Genomic DNA, 3302 nt, shown 5'->3' on the forward strand with positions numbered 1-3302 from the left:
ATTATGCTATTCAGGATGTTCGGAAAGAAGCAAGACAAGCTGCTGCTATTGGTCTAGCGGTGTCCAACTTACGTTACAATGATGCACCAGGAAAGTTAAGTGTTGCACTTGGTAGTGGTATATGGCTCAATCAGTCCGCATTTGCTATTGGAGCTGGTTATACATCTGAAGATGGAAATATTCGCTCTAGTCTATCTGTGACAAGTGCCGGAGGGCGCTGGGGTGTAGGTGTAGGATTAAGCTTAACTCTAAATTAATAAAATTCACTACGATTATTTTCAAAAACGCTCCTGTCTATACAAGACAGGGGCGAGAAGAGTTACACGATTAAAAGAACGGTTCCCACAAATAACAGTGCCAGCATTAATGTTGAAAATAAAAAAAGAGAAAATGTCTGAAGAGTGGTGTGTTTTACGCAAATTTGACAGAAGTCGTGGAGGGGGCTAGTTGGTTGTTACATGACAGTAAGCAGCGGATTAAGAAAGTTTTTGATGATGCGAAAAAATATGTAGATAAATATTTTTCTGAATCCAAGGATAATGCGATGAGTAATGGTGTTAACGAATCGAAATCCTCCACCGATATGAAGTTTGATATTTTAAGTTATGACATTAAGAGCGTACGCAAAGAGGCAAGGCAAGCCGCCGCCGTTGGTCTAGCAGTATCCAACCTACGTTACTTCGACGAGCTAGGATCTTTGAGTGTCTCATTTGGTAGCGGCACATGGCGTGGACAATCCGCATTTGCCCTTGGTGCTGGTATACATCTGAAAACGGAAAAATCCGCTCTAATCTCTCTGCCACGAGTGCTGGTGGTCATTGGGGCATAGGTGGTGCAATCACTCTGAAAATAAAATAATACGAACAACGAAAATAGAACAAAACATCCACCCTTATTTATTGAAATAAGGGTGGATATTTTTTTTACAGACGCACAGTATTTATCTAGAGATAAGCATAATATTTGATGAGGCTATAGACTGTGAGGTTTTATAGAAGATTTTCTATATTTTGTTGAAAAAAGATCACAGTAGAATCCATATTGCTAAAAAGCTATATTTTTATGTTGCTATTTTCTTGAACAGCCTATAGCTGTATGAAAATGTATATTAGTAAGACTCATTTTGATAAAATAATTCAAAGGGGGATAAGTAGTGCGTAAAGATAAAAGGTACATCACAGGACCGCGCATATATCATTATATGATATATTAAAAAGAAAAAATCCAACTAAAAAGCCAGTTATCCAAGGAAAACTATATTCCGGACATATTACAATTTCTTTTTACTTTACTTATTATTAACAAAACCATGCTTTCTAATAAAAATAAAGTCTATAATTAGGAAAATACATACTACAACCTAGTACAAAGGATTTTATAGTAACCGCTACCAAGTAAAATGTAATATTAAATATAAAGACCCCTTTTTAGTTAGAAAAAACAGCACACTAAAAAACTTAGACTCTAAATGTGTCATCTTTATGTCCACAAAACATAATCAAAAAAACAAACATTTAGGTCTCAATACAGAGAGCGCAAACAAAACTAAAGACTCAAAATGTTCACACTCTAAGCAATAATCGTCTACTCTGAATTCCAAAGAGATCAATAATGCTAAAATGTGTCTTTTTTATGTTTTGGAGGTGTTTTTAAGTTTTTTCATTGGAGAGTTTGTTATGAAAAAATTATATGCCCCACAAGCTGCGAGTGAATTAAAACGTTCTCGTTTTTCTTTTGTTAAAGTTCTTTCGTTGGCTATAGCGGCTACATTCTTATCGAATGTTACTCCTAGTTTTTCGGCAAATGTCGATTTAAGCAAAATGTTCCTTGAAGGTGTCGAGAGCGCTGTTGTAGGAGCTCCACAAAATGTTATCTCTGCTTATGATCGCGATAACAGTGATTTAGAGGCTTCTAGTGCATCAAAGGAAAATTATATAACAGCGTTGAGTGTTGCGACGACACCTAAGGTGGATGTTGCCAGTGACTACGCAAATTTTCTCATCAATACTCTTTCTAGTAACAGTGATAATAATTCCACAATAAATGCTTTGACGACAAATGCTTTGACAACAAGACAACTCATTCCTGTTAGTCAACTGCAGCGAGGTGGTGACAGAGGTATTGAGTTGGGTGAGGGGGCGAATGCGCCCTCTGTGTCGTCTATTGCGATAGGCAATAAGCAAGACTGTGAAGGCAAAAACTGTTATTACTACGCTGCACGTGCGTTAGCTGAAAGAGCGATAGCTATCGGTTTATCAGCTTATGTTGAAAATTATGAGGGGATTGGTATTGGTACTAATGCAACAGTATCAGCTGATAATGGTGTAGGTGTAGGTGCCTTTACACAGGCGACAGCAAAAAATGCTATCGCTTTGGGGTATGCAGCAAAGGCGACAGGTTTGAGTAGTATTTCTATAGGGCGCTCGGCGCACTCTTTGGGCCAGCATAGTATCGCAATAGGTTCTGAAGATACTAAAGATGATTATACAACTGCGAAGGCTGATTATTCAACGGCTGTTGGTTCTGTTTCTAAAGCTTTGGAATATGCTACGACTGCTATAGGACATCGTGCAAAGTCAGCCGCAAAGAATGCTACTGCTTTGGGTTTTTATTCAGAAGCAACGGCAGAAGGAAGTGTTGCTCTAGGAAGCGATTCTGTATCTGATAGGGCTGCCTCTGCTTTGGGTTACACTTCTTTGTTGCAGGGTCCTTCACAAAGCGCCGAGGCGCAATGGAAAAGTACGCGGGGCGCAGTGAGTGTTGGTAATTTTGCTAAGGGTATAACGCGACAAATTACAGGCGTAGCAGCTGGGAGTGAATCTACCGATGCAGTTAATCTTAGACAGTTAAAAGACTTAGAAAGTGTCGTAAGAAATGAAGTTGCTGATGTAAGAGGCAGTATTCTTCTTAAGAAAAATGATGAGACAAAAGTTATCACTATTGGTAAGGATCTATGGGAACGATTTGATCTTGATTTTAGCGGCCCTAAAAGCGACCCTCGGACCATTTCAGGTGTGGGCGCTGGAATGCTTTCGGAAGAGTCGACGGAAGCAGTCAATGGTTCTCAGTTGTTTACTACAAATCAAAATGTTACAACTGTAGCCACGAATATAGCCAAGTATTTAGGTGGTGGCGCTAAATATGAAAATGGCGCGTGGACCGCTCCTAAATTTACTGTTAAGTCCGTTAAGGATGATGGCGAAACAGAAAACAAAGAATATCCTGATGTAGCGGATGCACTTGCCGGTGTTGGAAGTTCTATCACGAATGTTCAGAATAAATTGACTGAACAGGTTAATAAT

2 protein-coding genes and 1 pseudogene are annotated in these 3302 nt (G+C 39.0%); all 3 read left to right on the plus strand.

Going from position 1 to position 3302, the window contains the following annotated elements; genetic code table 11:
- On the plus strand, positions 1-257 hold a 257-nt coding region (locus ACFING_RS09400; RefSeq protein ID WP_375630675.1), incomplete at its 5' end, for a YadA-like family protein.
- 164 nt (positions 258-421) lie between these two features.
- Positions 422-829: a YadA-like family protein gene (locus ACFING_RS09405; protein WP_375630677.1), complete on the plus strand. Its 408-nt coding sequence runs from the start codon at positions 422-424 to the stop codon at positions 827-829.
- A gap of 847 nt (positions 830-1676) precedes the next feature.
- A pseudogene (locus tag ACFING_RS09410) lies at positions 1677-3302 on the plus strand (hypothetical protein); the annotation flags it as partial.

The organism is Bartonella sp. AP150HLJHH (assembly GCF_042196385.1).
GTDB lineage: Bacteria > Pseudomonadota > Alphaproteobacteria > Rhizobiales > Rhizobiaceae > Bartonella.